The following is a 17,791-nucleotide window of genomic DNA, read 5'->3' as shown; positions in this document are numbered from 1 at the left end:
GTCAGCCCGGGGTCACCGCCCCGCCGTAGCGTCACCGGCATGAGTCCGAACGAGGCGGGAAGCCCTTCCTGGGACGCGATCGTGATCGGGTCCGGGATCGGCGGCCTCGTCTGCGCCGGCTACCTCGCCGCCTTCGGCCGCCGGGTCCTGGTGCTCGAACAGCACGACGTCGCGGGCGGCAACTGCCACATGTTCCGGCGGCGGCGCTCCTACGAGTTCGACATCGGCGTGCACTACCTGGGCGACTGCGGGCCCGGCGGGCTGCTCCCGTCGCTGCTGGCCGGGCTCGGCGTCGGCGACCGGGTGCGGTTCCGCAGGCTCGACCCGGACGGCTTCGACCGGATCGTGCTGCCGGGCGTGCGGTTCGACGTGCCGGAAGGCTGGTCCCGGTACGGGGACCGGCTGCTCGAGACCTTTCCCGCGGAGGCCGCCGCACTGCAGGAGTACCTGGCGATCTGCGGCGAGATCGCCGCGTCGGCCCGATATTCGGCGAGCGCCCGGCCGGTCTTGGGCGGTTCGCCCGCGGTGGTGCGCTGGAGCCGGCGCAGCCTGAGCCGCCTGTTCGACCATTGTGGACTGTCCGCGGCCGCTCGCACGGTGCTGGCCGCGCAGTCCGGCAACTACGCCTCCTCGCCCGCGAACACCGTTGTCGCGGCGCACATTCGCATGCTCGACGACTACCTGACCGGCGGCGCGTACTACCCGGTCGGCGGCGGGCAGATGCTGGCGGCCGCGCTGGTGGAGCAGCTCGAAGCGCACGGCGGCCAGCTGCGCACCAAAGCCCGCGCCGCGCGGATCCTGATCGAGGACGGTCGCGCGGCCGGCGTGGAGCTGACCGACGGAGACGTGCTGCGCGCGCCGCTCGTCGTGTCCAATGCGGACTATCGGCGCACCGTGCTGGAGTTGTGCGGCGGCCGGGAAAACTTACCCGAAGGTGTCGTCCGGCGCACCGAAGACGCGGTCATGCGGCTGCCGCTGGTCACCAGTTATGCGGTGGTGGCCGCGGAACTGCCCGAAGCGTCCGAGGCCAACATCTGGTACTGGCCGAGCGGCGACGTCGAAAGTGCTTACGCCCGAACGGAAGCGGGCCAGTTCGACGAGCTGCCGTTCGTGTTCATCTCGTCCGCTTCACACAAGGATCCCGGCAACACCGCGGTCTGCCCGCCCGGACACACGAACCTCCAGATCATGACCGCGTGCCCGCCCGGCTACGCGCCGTGGGGCGTTACCGATGGACCGGCGTCCGGGCTCCGCTACCGACGCGTGGCCGAATACCGCGCGGCCAAAGAGAAACTTGCCGCCTGCCTGCTCGACCGCGCCGAAGAGGTGCTCGGCCCGTTCCGGGACCGCATCGTCTACCTCGAATCCGCCACCCCGCTCACGCAGGAGCGCTACACGCTCGCCACCGGCGGAGCCGCGTACGGACTGCAGTCCTGGGGCCCGCACGGACGGCGGCCGGACGTGCGGACCGCGGTGGAAGGACTGTTCGTCGCCGGACAGGACGTCCACGGCGGGGGAGTCGTCGGAGCCGCGGTCGGCGGTGCGCAATGCGCCGAAGCGATTCTCGGCCGGCCGGTGCTGGCCGAAGCGTACGACGGCGCGGTCTTCGCCGACCGCGCCCTGTTGCCCGAACGCGGCCACGACTGGGATCCGCTGCGGATTTCCCGCGGCCAGGCCCGCCGCGACGCCCGCGGATTCGCTCCGACGGCGCGCTGAACCCCGTGTAAGGAGAAGGAGAGCCATGACTGAGACCACGCAGGCCTTGACGGAGGACCGGGTCGTCGAGGGCATCACCGGCGCGCTGGGCGCGGTGCTCGAACGCGACGTCGCCGACCTGTCGGAGGACACCCGGCTGTCCGACGCCGGCCTCGACTCGACCGGCGTGCTGGAACTGCTGATGCAGCTCGAGGACACGTTCGGCATCGAGTTCGACACCGAGAACCTGGAGATGCAGCACTTCGAATCGGTGCGTTCGCTCGCCGCGTTCGTCATCGCGGAAATCCGTGCCTGACCAGGCGTCGTGGCAGGAGTGCCGCCGCGTCGCCCGGGAGCAGGGCGTCGCGCCCGCACTCAAGCTGCTGCGGACCGGGCCCCGGAACACCGCGATCGCGGCCGTCCCGGCGGGAGAACTGCCCGCCGGGACGGAGATCCTGCGGGAAGCCGAGCTGCCCGGCGGCGCGGTCGCGTTCGCCCGGGGGCTGCCGGGCGCGCCCGCGGGGCCGGACCTGCTGTGGGTGCGGCTGGGGTTGTCCCAGGCCCTGCGCGACGAGTGCGTCCGGTACTTGGGCGAGCGGCGTTCGGGGGAAGAGTCGTTGCTGCGCAAGCAGATGATCCAGGACTGCCTCGCCACGGCGCTCAACGGCCAGCTCGGGGTCGAAGCTGATCTGCTGGCCGCGGGCGGCACGGTGGCTCCCGCGCGGGTGCGGTATCTGCACCACTTGCTGTCCGATGTGGACCGGAAACTGCTCGGCTTGCTGGGGGCGAAGGGTTTCCTGGCCGGTGGACCGGGTGAGGTCGCCGACGTCTCGGAGCTGCTCGCGAGCGTCCACGAAATGGCCGAGGGGACGACGTGACAGGCACTGTGCTGACCGAACCCTTGCTGGCGTTGCGGGAGCTCGCCGCCGAGTGGGCGACCGGCCTGCGTGCCGCCGGTGCGGTGCTCGACCGCGATCCCGAGGCCGTCGCCCAGTTCGCTGACCTGCCTGCGGTGCGCTGCATGGCGCAGCTGCTGGTCCCGGGGGAGTACGGCTCGGAGGGCATCAAAGTCGCCGGGCACCGGTTCCACGGGATGACCGCGCTGGAACGGACGGTGCTGCTGGAGGAGTTCGCCCGGGGCGACGCGGGCGCGACGCTCGCCGCACCGGGCGCGTCCATGTCCGGCGTGCTGATCGACGTGCTCGGCGACGACGAGCAGAAAGCCTGGTTCTACGGCAGGCTCGTCGACGGTCCAACGTGGACTTTCTTCGCGCTCACCGAACCGGACGTCGGTTCCGACGCGAACGCGCTGACCACCAGCCTGACTCCGGGACCGGACGGCGACTTCGTGCTGAACGGCCGGAAACGGTATGTCGGCAACGCTTCCCGCGCAGGCATGGGCGTCGTCTTCGCCCGCACCGCGCCCGGCCCGCTCGGCGTCCGGGCGGTCCTCGTGGACACCGCTTCCCCCGGCTTCCACGCCGAACCGCTGGGCATGCTCGGATTGCGCGGCGCACGATTCTGCGCCCTCGAGTTCGACAACGTGCGGATTCCCGCGAACCGGGTGCTGGGCCGCCATCTTTCCCCGGCCAGGCGCGGGATGTGGGCCGCCACGCTGACGTTCAACCGCCTCCGCCCCGGCGTCGCGGCGATCGCGATCGGCATCGCGCGAGCGGCGCATGAGTACGTCCGGGCCGAAGGCGGTCTGCTCACCGGTGGCGCGGCGGCCGAATGGGATCAGCTGGGCTACCGGATCGAGAGCGTCCGGAACCTGGTGCACCTCGCGGCGATGGAGGTGGACGCGGGCGGCAGCCGCGGCGGGCACCTCGCCTCGTCCGCCAAAGCCGAAGCGAGCAGGCTCGCCGAGGACGCGACCAGGGCGGCCTGCCGGTTCTTCGGGCCGGGCGCGCGCTGGACGCATCCCTTGCTGGACAAGCTGATTCGCGACGCACGCGGCGTCGAATTCATGGAAGGCGCCGCGAACATCCAGAAACTCATCGTCTTCACCGGGCTGCTCGCCGGCAAAGTCGGCCAGGGCGAGTCGTTCCCGGCGCTGAACCGCGGAGGTTTGCCGTGCGGGTGATATCCGCCCCTCAGGAGTTCACCGTCCCGGATCTGTACGTCGACCTGCGCCGGTTCGTCGGCCGCGACCTGTTCGTCAAGTGCGAGGGGTTCAACTTCGCCGGGTCGATCAAGCTCAAGGCCGCGCTGGAGATCGTCGAGCGCGCCGAACGCGACGGCAGGCTGCGTCCCGGGCAGACGATCGTCGAGAGCTCGTCCGGGAACATCGGCGTCGCGCTCGCGATGGTCGCGGCCAGCCGCGGCTACCGGTTCATCTGCGTCACCGACGACCACTGCACGCTGTCCGCGCGGCAGCTGATGCAGAACTACGGCGCCGAGGTCCGCGTGCTGACCGAACCGCATCCGGTCGACGGGCTGGTCGGCGCGCGGCAGCGGCTGGTGGAGAGCCTCTGCGCGGAGCACGAGGACTACGTCTGGCTCGACCAGCACACCAACCCGGGCAACTGGACCGCGCACTACCGGACCACCGGCCCGGAGATCCTGCGCATGTTCCCCGGCCTCGACGTGCTGTTCGTCGGCACCGGCACGGCCGGGACGCTGATGGGCTGCGCCCGGTACCTGCGCGAGGCGCGCCGGTCGATCCGGGTGGTCGCGGTGGACAGCGTCGGCTCGGTGAGCTTCGGCGGCCCGCCCGGGCCGCGGCAGATTCCCGGGCTCGGCTCCGCGATCCGCCCGGCGCTGCTCGACGAGTCCTTGGTGGACGACGTGGTGCACGTCGAGGAAACCGAAACCGTGGAGATGTGCCGGACGCTGGTGGGGCACGGGTTCCTGTTCGGCGGCTCGACCGGCACCGTCGTCGCCGGAGCGCTGTCCTGGCTCGCCCGCGAGGACCGCGACCTGACCGCCGTGGCCATCTCCCCGGATCTGGGCGACCACTACCTGGACACGGTCTACCGGGACCACTGGGCCGCCGACGCGCTCGGCCGCGTGCCCGGGCAGACCACCGACCGACTTTCCGAGGTGCCGCGATGACCGCTGTCGAGACCAGCCTGCCCCTGTCCACGGCCCAGACCGACGTCTGGTTCGACGAGCAGTTGTCCGGAGGCGGTCTCGCCTACGCGATGGCCGACTACCTGGACATCTCCGGCGACCTGGACGTGCCGGTGTTCGTCGAGGCGTTCCGCCTGCTCACCGACGAGGCCGAATGCTTCCGCGCGCGCTTCTTCGAGGTCGACGGCGAACCGCGCCAGGTGGTCGAGCCGCTGACCGAGCTGCCGGTCAGCTTCCTGGACCTGTCCGGCGAACCGGACCCCGAGGCGGCCGCGCTCGCGTGGATGCACGAGGACCTGGCCCGGCCGTTCTCGGTCAGCGATTTCCCGCTGTTCCGCGCCGCGCTGCTCACGCTCGGCCCGCGCCGGCGGTTCTGGTATCTCACCACCCACCACCTGGTGGGCGACGGGTTCAGCGCCGCGATCTGCCACCGCCGGATGGGCGAGCTGTACACGGCGGTGCTGACCGGCAAGGAGCCCGAGGGCCGTCCGCTGCCGCCGTTCCGGGACCTGCTGGAATCCGAACTCGCCTACCAGAACTCGACCCACCTCGGCCGTGACCGCGAGTTCTGGAGCAGCCACTTCAGCACGGTCCCGGACCTGATCAGCCTGTCCGGCAAGGAACCCGCGCCTGCTCGCGGATTCCTTCGCCGCACCCTCGCCCTGCCCGCCGACGCGGCCGCCGCGGCGCGCAAGGCGGTGGCACAGGCCGGGGTGACCCTGCCGACCTTCCTGCTCGCCGCGATGGCCGCCTACACCGAGCGTCTTTCCGGGATCCAGGACCTGATGCTGACCGTCCCGGTCGCTGCCCGCGCGGGGGTCCGGACGCGGACGATTCCGGGGATGATGGCGAACTACCTGCCGTTGAAAATGCAGGTCACGCCCGCGATGACGCCGCAGCTTCTGCTGAAGCAAGCGTCGCGGGAGCTCGCCCGCACGCTCAAGCACCAGCGGTATCACGTCAACCAGATCCGCCGCGACATCGGCGTGCGCAGCGACGAGCGGCGGCCGTTCGGCGGGCCTTTCGTCAACGTGCTGCCCGCGGACCCCGGCCTGCGGCTGGGCGACTGCGTGACCCGGGTGCGGAATCTGTCGACCGGGATCACCAACGACCTGTCGATCACCGTTCTCGACGAGCCCGGCGGCGGGATCGAACTGCACCTCAACGGAAACCCGGACCTTTACGACGAGTTCGGAGTGGACACTCACCTGCACCGGTTCGCCGGATTCCTCGACCGCTTCGCGCGCGCCGATCCGGACGCGCCGCTCGCCCGCATCGATGTCGCCGACGCGCGGGAGCGCGAGGAACTGCTCGCCGCCGGGCTGGGCGCTAGCGGCCCGGTGGGCGCGGGCGTGGTGGAGCGGGTGCGCGCGCAGGCTCCGGACGCGGTGGCGGTGGTCGATGCTGCCGGTGCGGTGAGTTACGCGGATTTGGTCGGGATGGCCTCGGCGTTGTCGCGGCGGTTGCCAGCCGGACGCGTGGTCGGCGTGCTCGCTGGGCCGGGGAGTGGCTTCATCTCGGCGGTTCTTGGCGTGCTCAGTGCCGGTGGTGCTTACGTGCCGCTGGATCCGACGCTTCCGTTGGCGCGGTTGCGCGATCTGGTGGCGGACAGCGGCGCGGCCTGCGTGCTCGCGGCCCCGGAGTTCCGGGACGTGGCTGCGGAGCTGCCGGTGGACGTCGTGGAGCTGGACGGCACGGTCGACCCCGAGTTGGCACCGGTGGTCGGCGCGGACGACGACGTCGCGTACGTGATCTTCACGTCGGGTTCGACCGGTCGTCCGAAGGGCGCGATGGTTTCGCGGCTCGGGATGATGAACCACCTGCTGGCGAAGGTCGAAGACCTCGGGCTGGGCGCGTCGGACGTGGTCGTGCAGAACGCGCCGCTGACGTTCGACGTGTCGGTGTGGCAGATGCTCGCGCCGCTGGTGGTCGGCGGTCAGGTCCGCGTGGTGGACCGGCAGATCGCGGCGGATCCGGAGACGCTGTTCGGCTTGGGCATGTCGGTGCTGGAAGTCGTGCCGTCGTTGCTGCGGGCCGCGTTGGACTTCTGGGACGCCGGTGGTCCGCCGGAGCTGGCCGGTTTGCGGTGGCTGGTGGTGACGGGCGAGGCGTTGCCGCCGGACCTGTGCGTGCGCTGGTTCGGGTACTTCCCGCAGATCCCGCTGGTGAACGCCTACGGTCCGACGGAGTGCTCGGACGACGTGACGCACGCGGTTCTGTCCAGTGTGGACGATGTACGCGGGCTGCGGACGCCGATCGGTCTTCCAGTGCGGAACACCCGGCTGTACGTGCTGAGCGACGAGCTGCGTCCGGTTCCGGCCGGTGCGGCTGGCGAACTGTACGTCGGCGGTTTGGTGGTCGGCCGCGGTTACGTGGGCGATCCGGGCAAGACAGGTTCGGTGTTCGTCGCCGATCCGTTCGGCGAGCCGGGCACGCGGATGTACCGGACTGGCGACCGCGTAGTGCGCCGCGCCGACGGAGCACTGGAGTTCATCGAGCGCCGGGACTTCCAGGTCAAGATCCGCGGTCACCGCATCGAACTCGGCGAGATCGAGGCGACCCTGCGCGAGCTGCCCGAGATCGCGGACGCGGTCGTAGTGGTGCGCGACGACGCCGGGACCAAACGGCTCGCCGCGTACCTGGTCGGCACGGAGCCGGTCGACGTGCCGTCCGTGCGCAGCGAACTGCAGCAGCGGCTGCCGGACTACCTGGTGCCGCCCGCGATGGTCGTGCTCGACGCGATGCCGCTGACTGTCCACGGCAAGGTCGACCGGGACGCGCTGCCCGAGCCGGATTTCGCCGCCGAAGCGGTCGGCCGGGCCCCGCGCAACGCCGTCGAGGCCATCCTGTGCGACGTGCTGGCCGAGGTGCTGACGGTGCCGAAGGTCTACATCGACGACAACTTCTTCGCGCTCGGCGGCGACAGCGTCAGCTCGATCCAGGTGGTCAGCCGCGCGCGCAAGGCCGGGCTGGTCATCACCCCGCGCGACCTGCTGGAAGCCCGGACACCGGCGGCGATCGCGGAAAACGCGGTCCCGATCGGGGACGACGTCGCTCCGGAACCCGCCGCCGCACTGGTCGAACTCGAACCGGGAGAACTTGACGAGCTGCGGGCCGGGCCGGTCGAGGAAGTGCTTCCGCTCGCGCCGTTGCAGCAGGGCATGCTCTTCCACACCGAACTCGATGCCGAGGGCGTCGATTTCTATGCCGTGCAGGCAATCGCGGACCTCGAAGGCCCCCTGGACACCGCCGCCGTCCGAGACGCCTGCGCCACGCTGCTGACCCGCCACACCGCCCTGCGCGGATATTTCCGGCGACGCCGCAACGGGGAACCGGTGCAGCTGGTCGCCGAATCGGTCGAGCTGCCGTGGACCGAAATCGACCTGACCGTGCTGCCGGAGCAGGATCGCGAGGCGGAACTGCAGCGACTCGTCGACCAGGACCGATTGCAGCGCTTCGATCTGGCGCACCCGCCGCTGGTCCGCTTCACGCTGATCCGGGTCGCCGCCGAGCGCTACCGGTTCCTGTGGAGCGCACACCACATCGCCACCGACGGCTGGTCGGTCCCCATCCTCATCGACGAACTGGCTCAGCTCTACGCGGGCGGCGCGACGACCGCGCTGCCCGAGGTGCCGCAGATGCGCGACTACCTCGCCTGGCTGTCCCGCCAGGACGAGGAGGCCGGGCGGAAAGCCTGGCAGGACCTGCTCGACGGCCTGCCCGGACCGACCCGCGTCGCACCAGACCTGCCCGCCGCCGCGAACCTGCCCGCGACTGTCGAGTTAGCACTGTCCGAAAGCGACACTGCACACCTTTACGCCTGGGCACGGGAGCATGAGCTGACCGTCAGCACGATCGTGCAAGCCTGCTGGGCGATTCTGGTCGGCCGCTTGGCCGGGCAGCAGGACGTGGTCTTCGGCGCGGTGGCCTCCGGACGTCCCGCGGAACTGCCGGGCGTCGAAACGATGGTCGGCATGTTCGTGAACACCGTGCCGGTCCGGGCCCGTCTCGACCCGGCCCGCCCGGTCCGCGACCTGCTCGCCGAACTGGGCCGGCAACAAGCCGCCATGGTGTCCTACCAGCACATCGGGCAAGCGCAGTTGAGCGGAGCCATCCCGGACAGCGGCGAACTCTTCGACACCGCAGTGGTGTTCGAGAACGTCCCCGCCGGCGACGGCGGCCCGCTGGTGATGCTCGGCGAGGACGTCCGCGTAGTCGACGCGGTCACGCTCGACTCCCGGCACTACCCGCTCAGCCTCGTCGTGGAACCGCACGCCTCGCTCGTCTTCCGCTTCGACTACCTCCGCGAGGCCTTCGGCGACGACCGCGTCCGCGATTTGGCGCAGCAGTTCCGGGCGCTGCTCGACACGGTGCTCGGCGATCCCGACCGCCTGCTCGGCCGGATCGACGTGGTGGCCGAACCGGCGCAGACCTTCCTGCTCGGCGCGACCGGCCCGGTCGGTGCGGGCGTGGTCGAACGGGTGCGTGCGCAGAAGCCAGACGCGGTCGCGGTGGTCGACGACTCCGGTTCGGTGACCTACGCGGACCTGGTCGGCCTGGCGTCGGCTCTTTCTCGCCGGGTGCCGCCGGGACGGGTAGCGGGCGTGCTCGCCGGTCCCGGGATCGGCTTCATCTCCGCGGTTCTCGGCGTCCTGGGCGCGGGCGGTGCTTACGTGCCGCTGGATCCGACCGTGCCGCTCGCCCGGCTGCAAGGCCTGGTGGAGGACAGCGGCGCGGCGTGCGTGATCGCAGCCCCGGAATTCCGGGAGCTCGCAGCGAACCTGCCGGTGGAGGTCATCGAGCTGGACGGCGTCATCGACACCGAGCCGACCCCGGTCGTCGGTGCGGACGACGACGTCGCGTACCTAATCTTCACCTCCGGCTCCACCGGCCGCCCCAAGGGCGCGATGGTGTCTCGCCGCGGAATGGTCAACCACCTGCTGGCCAAGGTCGAAGACCTGGCGTTGAAGCCCTCGGACGTGCTGGTGCAGAACGCGCCGCTGACGTTCGACGTCTCGGTGTGGCAGATGCTCGCCCCGCTGATGGTCGGCGCTCAAGTCCGAGCCGTCAGCCGCGAGACCGCGGCGGATCCGGACGCATTGTTCGGCTTGGGCATGTCGGTGCTGGAAGTCGTGCCGTCGCTGTTGCGAGCCGCGTTGGACTTCTGGGACGCGGGCAGCCCGCCGGACCTGACCGGTCTGCGGTGGCTGGTCGTGACCGGTGAAGCGTTGCCGCCGGATCTGTGCGTGCGGTGGTTCGGGTACTTCCCGAATATCCCGATGGTGAACGCCTACGGCCCGACCGAGTGCTCGGACGACGTCACGCACGCAGTTCTGTCCAGTGTGGACGATGCGCAGGGCCTGCGGGTGCCGATCGGTCTTCCGGTGCGGAACACCCGGCTGTACGTGCTGGGCGACGAGCTGCGTCCGGTCCCGCCCGGCGCCGCAGGCGAGCTGTACGTCGGCGGCCTGGTCGTCGGCCGCGGTTACGTGGGCGATCCGGTCAAGACGGGCTCCGTGTTCGTCGCCGACCCCTTCGGCGAACCCGGCACCCGGATGTACCGGACCGGCGACCGCGTGGTCTGCCGGGCCGATGGCGCGCTGGAGTTCGTGGAACGCCGCGACTTCCAGGTCAAGATCCGCGGACACCGCATCGAACTGGGCGAGATCGAAGCCGGTCTGCTGGCGCAAGAATCCGTCACCGACGCGGTAGTCGTCGTGCAGGGCTCCGACGCGGCCAACCGGCACCTGGTCGGCTACGTCGCGGGAACCGCCCGTCCCGAGGACCTGCAAGCTCAGCTGGCTGAGCTGCTGCCCGCGTACATGGTGCCCAGCGCGATCGTCGTACTCGACCGGCTCCCGCTCACCGCGCACGGCAAGGTCGACCGCAAAGCGCTGCCCGCCCCGGAAAACCTCACCGGCCAAGAGAAACGCGGCCCGCGCACGCCGGTCGAGGAACAGCTGACCCGGCTCTACGCCGAGGTGCTCGGGTTGCCCGAAGCCGGTATCGACGACGACTTCTTCGAACTCGGCGGCCATTCCCTCCTCGCCACTGCGCTGGTCAGCCGGATCCGGTCGGAACTGAACGTCGAACTGCCGCTGCGGGATCTGTTCGAAGCGCGCACCGTCGCCGCACTGGCCGGACGGCTCGCGTCGGCAGGCCAGGCACGTGCGGCGTTCCGCAAGCTGGACCGTCCCGATCCGCTGCCGTTGTCGTACGCGCAACAGCGCATGTGGTTCCTGAACCGGCTCGAAGGCGACCACGGCGGATACACCATCCCTCTCGCCGTCCGGCTTTCCGGCGAGCTGGACCGCTCGGCGCTCGCCGCAGCCCTCGACGATCTGACCGCACGGCACGAAATCCTGCGCACCGTCTTCCCCGACACCGACGGCGTCCCGTTCCAGCGCGTCCTGGACGCGGGGGAGTCGCTGCGCACCGCACCGATGCCCGAGGACCTCGCCGCCGCGTTGGCCGAGGAGGTCGCCCGCGGCTTCGACCTGGCCGTCGACCTTCCATTGCGCAGCAAACTGTTCGGCCCCGACCAGAACGGCGACCACGTCCTCCTGCTGGTGCTGCACCACATCGCCGGAGACGCCTGGTCCGTCGACGTGCTCGCCCGCGACCTCGCCACCGCCTACGAAGCACGGCTGTCCGGAACCAGTCCACAGTGGACCGTGCTGCCCGCCCAGTACGCGGACTACTCGGTCTGGCAGCACTCCCTGCTGGACGACACCAAGGACGGCGAATCCGCCCGCCTGCTGAAGCACTGGCGGGAAGCACTCGCCGGACTTCCCGGAGAACTGGCGTTGCCGGTCGACCTGCCGCGCCGCGCCTCCGCCGGCTATCACGGCGGAACCATCGAGTTCGAGCTGTCCTCGACCGTGCACCGCAGCCTTGCGCGGCTCGCGCACGATCAAGGGGCGAGCCTGTTCATGGTCGTCCAGGCCGCACTGGCCACGCTGCTCACCCGCCTGGGCGCGGGAACCGACATTCCGCTCGGCAGTCTGGTCGCCGGACGTCCGGACGAAGCCGTGCACGACCTCGTCGGCTTCTTCGTCAACACGCTCGTCCTGCGCACCGACACCAGCGGCGACCCGCGCTTCACTGAACTGGTCGCGCGAGTCCGCGACGCCGACCTCGCCGCCTACGCTCACCAGGACCTGCCGTTCGAACGGTTGCTGGAGGCGACGCAACCGGCAAGGTCGATGTCGCGACAGCCGTTGTTCGGGGTGCTGCTGTCCTTCTACGACGTCCCGCCGTCCGAAGTCAGCCTCGGCAGCCTGACCGCGCGACCCGAAATGCTCGCCCCGACGCACAAGAAGTTCAAGTTCGACCTGACCTTCCAGCTGGGCCAGCACAAGGGCGAGCGCGGTCTGGAAGGCACGCTCGAATACAACGCCGACGCGTTCACTGCGGAAACCGCACAGCTGCTCGTCGACCGTCTGACGCTCCTCCTGACGGCCGCCGCCGAAGACCCCGGGCAGCCGCTGAGCCGGATCGACCTGCGCACTCCAGCCGAGCGAGTCACCCCAGCCGTGCCGGCTCTCGAGGTGCCTGACGGCTTGCTGGTGCCGGGGGACATCGGTCTGCGCGAGCAAACCAACCGCTTGGCCCGGGCTTTGCAGGCACAGGGCGTGGGTCCGGGGGAGACGGTGACCGTCGACCTGCCGCCAGGCCGCGACCGCTGGGCAGCGATCTTCGCCGTCCTCGCCATTGGCGCAGCCTGGACGACGAGCGGGCCGTCTCGGTACACCATCCCCGCGGACGTGTCCGGATTCGCCGACACCGACCTGGAGGTGTCGCTGTCCGGAGCGGAGCTGGCGTATCGCGGCGACGCGGTCTTCAGCCGAGATGCCCTGGCCGCGACCATCGCCGCTCTGCTGAAGGAATTGCCGCTCACCGCCGGCGACCGTCTCCTGGCACCGGACACCGAGTTCGCGCTGCCGGTCGTGCTCGCCGCGTTGCACGTCGGCGCGGTGGTGACCGTCGCTCCCGCCGCAGAGATCGCGGAACTCGCCTCGTCGGTGGACCCGAGCGTCGTGGTCCTGACCCCGAGCATCGCGAAAATGCTGGCGCTGCGACCGGGTACCCGGGTGGTGAACTTCGGCGAGAGCTTCCTTGATGGAGCGCTCAACTGCGAAGGCACCGCGGCCTCCGGTTGGCTCTCGCTGGTCAACGGACGCCCGTTCGCGCACCGTCACGCCAACGTCCTCGACCAGAGTCGGCAGCCAGTGCCTCGCGGTGGCCGAGGAGAGCTGTACTTGGCTGACGCACCCACCGGTCTCCCCGCCCGCATCCGCTTGGACGGAACCGTCGAAGTGATTCGCGAGGCCCAAGTGCGTGGCTTCGCGGTCCCGCTCGGGCAGATCGAAGCGGCCCTGCATCGCCAAACCTCGGTCGCCGCAGCCGTCGTAATCGCCGAGAACGACGCGCTGATCGCCTACGTCGTCCCGCAATGGGAACGCGGCGTCGACCCGCTAACCCTGCGGGAAGCGCTGGCCGCCGAACTCCCCGACTACCTGATCCCGACCGCCTTCGCGGAGCTGGACACCCTCCCAGTCGCGCCGGACGGCTCGCTGGACCGCTCCGCCCTGCCCGTTCCCACTGTGCAAACCAGCCAGGACACCAGCGAAACCGTCGAACTGCTGCGCACCGCTTTCACCGAAACCCTCGGTATCGCGGACCCCGACATCCAGGCCGGGTTCTTCGAGTTGGGCGGCAACAGCCTGCAATCCGTCCGTCTGGTCGCACTGGCCCGACGAGCCGGACTCCGGCTGACGGTCGCCGACGTCCTGACCCACGGCAGCATCGAACACCTGGCCGCGCTCGCCGAACGAGCCGAACCGGATCTGGCGGACCTGCCGGACCCGTTCGCGCCGGTGCTGCCGATCCGGCCGACCGGGACGAAGCCGCCGCTGTTCTGCCTGCACGCCGGACTCGGCCTGAGCCTGCCTTACCTCGGGCTGGCCGCGCACCTGCCGGACCGGCCGATCTACGGGCTGCAATCGCCGGGAATCAGCGGTGCCGAACAGTTCCCGGAATCGGTCGAGCAGGTCGCCGAGGACTATCTGAAGCACATCCGCCGCCTCCAGCCGCACGGTCCGTACCACTTGCTCGGCTGGTCCTACGGCGGTCTGCTGGCCTTCGAGCTCGCGGTACGCCTGGAAGGCGAAACCGTCGGCTCACTGTCCATCTTGGACAGTTACCCGCAGGACGGGACCGAAGCCGCACTGTCCCGGCACGAACTGCTCGTCGATTTCCTGGAACACGTCGGCTTCCACGACACCGAAGCCGGTATCGAGCTGACCCCGGCCGACGTCATCGCCGTGCTGCGGCAGGGCGACAGCCGACTGGCCGACATCGGCGAGGAACGCATGACGCGCGTCCTAGCCGTGATGGACAACAACGCCGCGCTAGCCCACCGGTACCGCCCGACGCGGTTCACCGGCGCAGTGGAACTGTTCGTCGCCGCCGACGGCATGACCGACGCCGAGGTAGCCGAACGAGCAGGCCGCTGGGTGCCGCACGTGTCCGGTCCAGTGCGGGCGCACCGGATCGAATGCGGGCACGAATACCTGATGGATCCCGGGCCGCAAGCGGAGATCGGCGCCGCGACGGCCGGAACGCTGGCGAGCAACGAGGAGTCGCAGTGACCACAATGACCACCCCGGCGAACACTCCGCGGGCAGCGGCGCTCGTCGAGACATTCGCGCTGGCGGGTCGCCGGTTGACCCACCTGCGCAAGGTGCCGGGCAGGCTCCTCGCGATCACGCTGAATTCGCTGATCACCATGCTGGCCATCGGCTACGTCTTCAAAGGCGCGGTGAGCGTCGAAGGCGGCGGCAGCTATCCGGAGTTCCTGTTCCCGGCCGCGCTCATGCAGGTGGGCCTCGCCGGCGTCGCACCGACCGCGATCGCGGTGGCGATGGACCTCAAGGGCGGCCTGACCGACCGGTTCCGCTCGCTGCCGATCTCGCGTCCCGCTGTGCTGTTCGGCCACACCATCGGCGACGCGCTGGTCGGCTTCGTCGCGCTGGCGATCGTCGCCGGGATCGGACTGGCGGTCGGCGGCCGCGTGCACGCCGGGTTCCCCGCGCTGCTCGCCGGATTGGCCGTGCTCGCGCTCTTCCTCTACGTGATGATCTGGGTCGGCGTGCTGCTCGGGCTGACCATGGGCAATCCCGAATCCATCGACGGCGTCGGCGCGGTGCTGACGCTCGGGCTTTCCTTCCTCTCCAACGCGTTCATGGCGGTCAGCCAGCTGCCGTCGTGGGTCCGGCCGATCGCCGAATGGAATCCGGTCAGCTCCGTCACCACGCTGTGCCGCCAGCTGTGGGGCGTGCCGGTGCCCGCGGACAGTTCGTTTCCCGCCCAGCATCCCGGCGTCGTCGTCGCGGTGACGCTGGTCGTCCTCTTCGCCGCGGCGACCCTGCTGAGCTTCCGCCGTTACCGCCTCGCCTAACCGATCCGGAGTACGCAATGACAAACCCGTTCGACGACCAGAACGGCGCTTTCCTCGTTCTGGTCAACGACGCCCGGCAGTACAGTCTTTGGCCCTCCTTCGCGGAAGTCCCGCCCGGCTGGCGGGTTTCGCTCGGGGAGAGCAGCCGCGAAGAAGCCCTCGCGCACATTTCGGGCCACTGGACCGATCTGTCGCCCGAGAACATCCGGGAAGCAGGCTGACATGACACCGCACGGAGAACTCGCGATCGAAGCCGAAGGGCTCCGCAAACGCTACGGCGACCACGAAGCGCTCGCCGGCGTCGACCTCGCCGTCCCGCCCGGCACGGTGCTGGGCTTGCTCGGTCCCAACGGCGCGGGCAAAACCACCACGGTCCGGATGCTCGCGACCCTGCTTCCGCCGGACGGCGGCCGCGCGCTGGTCGCCGGGCACGACATCGTGCGGGAACGCAAACAGGTCCAGCGGCACATCGCGCTCGCGGGCCAGTACGCGGCCGTGGACGAACTGTTGACCGGCCGGCAGAACCTGGTGCTGCTGGGCCGTCTTCTGCACCTCGGCCGCCGCGGAGCACGCGCCCGCGCGGGAGAACTGCTGGAGCGGTTCAACCTCGCCGAGGCGGCCGACCGCGCGGTCGGGACGTACTCCGGCGGGATGCGCCGCCGCCTGGACCTCGCGACCTGTCTCGTGGCGCGTCCGTCGGTGCTCTTCCTGGACGAACCGACCACGGGACTCGACCCGGCGAGCCGGATGGGCTTGTGGACGATGGTCCGCGAGCTGGTCAGCGAAGGCGTCACGGTCCTGCTCACCACGCAGTACCTCGAGGAAGCCGACTACCTCGCCGACCGGATCGTGGTCATCGACAAGGGCCGGAGCGTCGCGGAAGGAACCGCGGACGAGCTCAAGCGCAAGGTCGGCCGGGAACGGCTGGAAGTCGCTGTCGCCCACCCCGAAGGTCTCGCGGACGCGGTGGCGGCGTTGACGCCGGTCGCGGTGGGCGTCCCGGTCGTGGACGAACGCCGGTGCAGCATCTCGCTCGAACTGCTCGACGAGAGCGGCGGGATCGCCGCGGCGGCGAACGCGTTGCACGAACGCGGCGTCGCGCTGGCGGACTTCGCGCTCCGCAGGCCGACTCTCGACGAAGCCTTCCTCGACCTCACCGGACACCCGACCACGGGGTGATTCCCCCGGTTCACTTTCGCGCAGCCCCCGGCCCGGTCCGCCGCCACCAGCGGATCGGGCCGGCTAGCGAGAGCAGCAAGGGCAGCAGCACCAGCCGGATCACCAGCACGTCGATCGCCAGCGCCGCCGCGGCCGCCCAGCCGAACTCGCTCAGCTCGCCGCTGCCGGCGATCCCGAGCGCGCTGAAGACCCCGATCGACACCACGCTGGCACTGGAGATCGCCACGGTGCCGCGGCGCAGACCCTCCGCGAGCACGTGCTGCGGCGACATCCCGGTCAGCGCCTCGACGCGGAAGTGGTGCAGCAGGCAGACATGCATGTCGGTCGTGGGCGCGGCGAGCACCGCTACGAGCGCCACCGGCAGCCAGGTCGGGGTCGGCGGGTTCATGCAGGTGAGCATGGTCAGCGCGAAAAGCGCGGACAGTACTGAAAGCACCGCGGTCGTCAGCGCGACCACGAACGGCCGGAAAGCCGTGATCACCGCCAACGACGTCAGCCCGATCAACAACGCCAACGGCAACGGCGGCAGCGTCGGCGATTCGAGGTAGCGGTAGACGACGTAGCCGAGCGCCGCGGCAGTGCAGGCCAGCGCGCCGATGAGTCCCGCTGCGGTGCGGTAACGCCAGCTCGCGGGCAGGCGGGCGACGAACCGGGGCAGCCAGTGCCACTGGAACGATCTCTTCACCGGAAGCGCGATCCGGGTCAGCAGCACCGGAAGCAAGGTCAGCGCCGCGGCGGCTTCCACCAGGATGACCAGGACCACGGCCGCCGCCAACCGCATGACCTGCGGCTCGCCGGTCAGATACAGCCCGGTCATCGCGGAAAGCATCGCGAGCCCGGTGACGAGCGCGGTCCGTCCGGCGGTCGAGGCGACGATCTGCGCGGTGTCGGACGCGTCGTGTTTGCCCGGCGGCATCTCCTGCTGCCTGCGGACCGCGAACAGCAGATGGTTGGCGGCGCTCGTGATGCCGGGCAGGAGAACGAGGTTCCAGCTGCCGAACGAACCCGTCCCTTCGGCGACCGCCGTCAGCACGCCGAGCGCGCCTGCCCCGACGGTCGCGAGATAGCCGAACGCGATCGCGGCCAGCCGCGGCGAACCCAGCACCAGCACCAGCAGCAGCGCGGTGAGCAGGCAGCCGACCCCGAGGACGGAACCGGCGGGCGCCGCGGAGCTGCCGGCCGGGGCGGCGAGGTCTTCGCTCGCCGCCCCGACCAGGAACAGCAGCCACGCGCACAGCACCGGGCCGGGGTGTCCGGCACACCAGCGCGCGAGACGGAGCAGAGGTAGCGTTCGCAATGCCGAACTCCTTGGGCCGCTTCAGGCCTCCCGCCGCGCAGGCGGCAAGCCGGACGGTCTAAGGATGGCTCCTCGTGATCGTGCGC

At 70.4% G+C, this 17,791-nt stretch carries 10 protein-coding genes; 9 read left to right on the top strand and 1 reads right to left on the bottom strand.

Features of this window, described 5'->3' with window-relative positions; genetic code table 11:
• Window positions 1–39 precede the first annotated feature (39 nt).
• The 9 genes from FKO37_RS42375 to FKO37_RS42335 are packed head-to-tail and all read left to right on the top strand — an operon-like array spanning window position 40 to window position 16,408.
• A complete protein-coding gene (locus FKO37_RS42375) occupies window positions 40–1,716 on the top strand; it encodes an NAD(P)/FAD-dependent oxidoreductase (protein WP_037812030.1) in 1,677 nt (558 codons plus the stop codon).
• A gap of 25 nt (window positions 1,717–1,741) precedes the next feature.
• A complete protein-coding gene (locus tag FKO37_RS42370) occupies window positions 1,742–2,011 on the top strand; it encodes an acyl carrier protein (RefSeq protein ID WP_037812028.1) in 270 nt (89 codons plus the stop codon).
• Window positions 2,004–2,573: a hypothetical protein gene (locus FKO37_RS42365; protein WP_037812026.1), complete on the top strand. Its 570-nt coding sequence runs from the start codon at window positions 2,004–2,006 to the stop codon at window positions 2,571–2,573. The genes FKO37_RS42370 and FKO37_RS42365 overlap by 8 nt, the downstream gene beginning before the upstream one ends.
• Entirely contained in the window at window positions 2,570–3,778 is a 1,209-nt protein-coding gene (locus FKO37_RS42360) for an acyl-CoA dehydrogenase family protein (RefSeq protein ID WP_037812024.1), read from the top strand. The genes FKO37_RS42365 and FKO37_RS42360 overlap by 4 nt, the downstream gene beginning before the upstream one ends.
• On the top strand, window positions 3,769–4,749 hold the full coding sequence (gene sbnA, locus FKO37_RS42355; RefSeq protein WP_051728886.1) for a 2,3-diaminopropionate biosynthesis protein SbnA: 981 nt from the start codon (window positions 3,769–3,771) through the stop codon (window positions 4,747–4,749). Before FKO37_RS42360 ends, sbnA begins: the two co-directional genes overlap by 10 nt.
• Entirely contained in the window at window positions 4,746–14,420 is a 9,675-nt protein-coding gene (locus FKO37_RS42350; protein ID WP_238608018.1) for a non-ribosomal peptide synthetase, read from the top strand. Before sbnA ends, FKO37_RS42350 begins: the two co-directional genes overlap by 4 nt.
• Window positions 14,421–14,425: 5 nt before the next feature.
• Complete coding sequence (locus tag FKO37_RS42345; protein WP_043839323.1) at window positions 14,426–15,229, top strand: ABC transporter permease; 804 nt, start codon at window positions 14,426–14,428, stop codon at window positions 15,227–15,229.
• Between the two features lie 17 nt (window positions 15,230–15,246).
• Window positions 15,247–15,450, top strand: coding sequence for an MbtH family protein (locus tag FKO37_RS42340; RefSeq protein WP_037812019.1), 204 nt, complete (start codon window positions 15,247–15,249; stop codon window positions 15,448–15,450).
• Window position 15,451: 1 nt separating this feature from the next.
• A complete protein-coding gene (locus tag FKO37_RS42335; RefSeq protein WP_037812017.1) occupies window positions 15,452–16,408 on the top strand; it encodes a daunorubicin resistance protein DrrA family ABC transporter ATP-binding protein in 957 nt (318 codons plus the stop codon).
• A gap of 10 nt (window positions 16,409–16,418) precedes the next feature.
• Here FKO37_RS42335 and FKO37_RS42330 read toward each other — a convergent pair whose 3' ends face one another.
• The gene (locus tag FKO37_RS42330) at window positions 16,419–17,705 is read right to left on the bottom strand and encodes an MMPL family transporter (RefSeq protein ID WP_238608017.1); all 1,287 of its coding nucleotides are present in this window, start codon (window positions 17,703–17,705) and stop codon (window positions 16,419–16,421) included.
• Window positions 17,706–17,791 lie beyond the last annotated feature (86 nt).

The sequence above is a fragment of the Amycolatopsis sp. Poz14 genome (assembly GCF_006704225.1).
GTDB lineage: Bacteria > Actinomycetota > Actinomycetes > Mycobacteriales > Pseudonocardiaceae > Amycolatopsis > Amycolatopsis nivea.
The sequence above is the reverse complement of the archived record's forward strand: the minus strand, read 5'-3'. Positions and strand labels throughout refer to the sequence as shown.